Annotated in this window: 2 protein-coding genes; both read right to left on the bottom strand. The window is 75.3% G+C overall.

What is annotated here, in order from left to right; genetic code table 11:
• Positions 1–157 precede the first annotated feature (157 nt).
• On the bottom strand, positions 158–1,054 hold the full coding sequence (locus tag ABZ885_RS40085; protein WP_360199977.1) for an NAD(P)H-binding protein: 897 nt from the start codon (positions 1,052–1,054) through the stop codon (positions 158–160).
• Positions 1,055–1,176: 122 nt separating this feature from the next.
• The coding region (locus ABZ885_RS40080) for a GNAT family N-acetyltransferase (protein WP_360199975.1) at positions 1,177–1,991 on the bottom strand (815 nt) is incomplete at its 5' end.

Raw genomic sequence — 1,991 nt, 5'->3', positions numbered from 1 at the left:
GCAGGCTGTGCGGTGGCGCGAGCCGTGGGCTGTGCGGGTGCGCGGGCGGTGCAGTGGCGCAGGCGGTGCAGGCGGTGCGGCGGCAAGCGGGGCCCCGGGCCCGGGCGGGATTCCCCAGGGGCCCGGGGCACAAGATACGGCAGGTGCGGACGGTACGTCAGTTGTGCGACTGCACGTTCCACACGCCGGTGGCGGCCGCGGCGCGCGCGAACTCGGTGAAGTCCCTGGGCTCGCGCCCGAGAGCGCGGCGGACGCCGTCCGCCAGGTGGGCGTTGCGGCCGTCGAGGATCATCGTGAACAGGTCGGCGAAGTCCCCCGGCAGCCCGGCCGCGCCCAGCACCGCCCGGTACTCCTCGATGCTCACCGGCGTGAAGCGGATCTCGCGCCCGGTGGCCGCCGACAGCTCGGCCGCGACGTCGGCGAAGGAGAGCAGCCGCGGCCCGGTCAGCTCGTACACCTCGCCGTGGTGGCCGTCCTCGGTCAGCGCGGCGACCGCGACGTCCGCGATGTCGTCCGCGTCCACGAACGGCTCCGCGGCGGTCCCGGTCGGCAGTGCCAACTCACCGCCCAGGACGGGGTCGAGGAAGAAGCTCTCGTCGAAGTTCTGGTTGAACCACGCGCAGCGCACGACGGTCCAGCCGGTGCCGGCCTCCCGCACCGCGTCCTCGGCGGCCCGTGCGGCCTCCTCGCCCCGGCCGGACAGCAGGACCAGCCGCTCCACGCCCGCCTTCGCGGCCAGCCGGGCGAAGGCACCGACCGTCTCGACCGCCCCCGGGAAGGCGAGGTCCGGGTAGTAGGAGAGGTACGCCGCGCCGACGCCCTCCAGGGCGGGCGCCCAGGTGTTCCGGTCGTCCCAGTCGAACGGGACGGCCGCGGTGCGCGAGCCGGTCCGGACCGCCCGGCCGCGGGCGGTCAGCCGCTCGACGACGCGCCGGCCGGTCTTGCCCGTGCCGCCGGTCACCAGGACCAGCGGGCCGGCCGGAGCCCGGCCGTCGGCGGGGGCGGAGGGGTGCTGCTGCTGCGTCTGCTGCGCGTTCTGCGTGTCATCGGTCATGGCAACCAGTCAATTCCACGCGGGACGGCCGGGCCATAGCCGACGAGCTCAGCTCCATATGCGCGCGTCTACCGTGCCCGGACCGTCGGCTTCGACGAGCGCCGGCGAAGGGTGGAGCCGGGTCAGAGCCCGTACTGGAACGGGGTCATGGTGGTCAGGGCGGCGAAGCCCAGGCGTTCGAGGATCGGCCGGCTCTGGTCGGAGGCGTCCACCCGCAGGTACTCGTACCCGAGGTCGGCGGCGATCCGCGCGCGGTGGGCGACCAGCGCCCGGTAGACGCCGCGCCCACGCCAGCGCTCCAGGGTGCCGCCGCCCCAGAGGCCGGCGAAGCCCGTGCCCGGGTACAGCTCCGTGCGGGCCGAGCAGACCGGGATCTCCCGGCCGTCCTCGTGGGCGATCGCCAGGTGGACGCGGAAGGTCTCCGGGGACTCGGCGAGCTGGGCCAGGATGCGGCGGCCCAGCCGGGTGCCGTCGGTGCCGAAGGCCGCCTCGTGGACGGCGACGACCTGCGCCACGCCGGCCTCGTCGGTGACCTCGCGCAGCTCGATGCCGGCCGGCGCCGCCGTCCCCTCCGTCCGGCGGACCAGGTCGGCGACCTCGGCGACCAGCAGGGTCTCGGGCTCCTCCGGGGTGAAGCCCGCCGCGGCCAGCCGCTCGCCGAGGTCGGCCGGGCGGTCGTGGGCGTACAGCGTCCACTCGAAGTCCTGGCCGAGCGCGGTGTAGTGGCGCACCTGCTCGGCGATCGCCGCGTCCGCCGTCCCGGCGTCGAGGCCCGACCAGAGGATGCCGTTCCAGACGCTCGCCGGCCCGCTCTGGCGCACGACGTGCGGCGTGTGCTCGATCCGGGCGGCCGGCGTCCCGGGCTGGGCGCCGCGACGCATCCGGATGTCGAGCAGGGCCAGCAACTTGTCATGAAGCAGGGCCAGCAACTTGTCAT

The sequence above is a fragment of the Kitasatospora sp. NPDC047058 genome, assembly GCF_040643935.1.
In the GTDB taxonomy this organism is placed as follows: domain Bacteria; phylum Actinomycetota; class Actinomycetes; order Streptomycetales; family Streptomycetaceae; genus Kitasatospora.
Note: the sequence above shows the minus strand (reverse complement) of the source record. Positions and strands in the feature narration are given on the sequence as shown.

Bases quoted from the DNA above. Each gene is read 5' to 3' on its own strand.
- ABZ885_RS40085 (WP_360199977.1), bottom strand. From the start codon at position 1,054: ATGACCGATGACACGCAGAACGCGCAGCAGACGCAGCAGCAGCACCCC.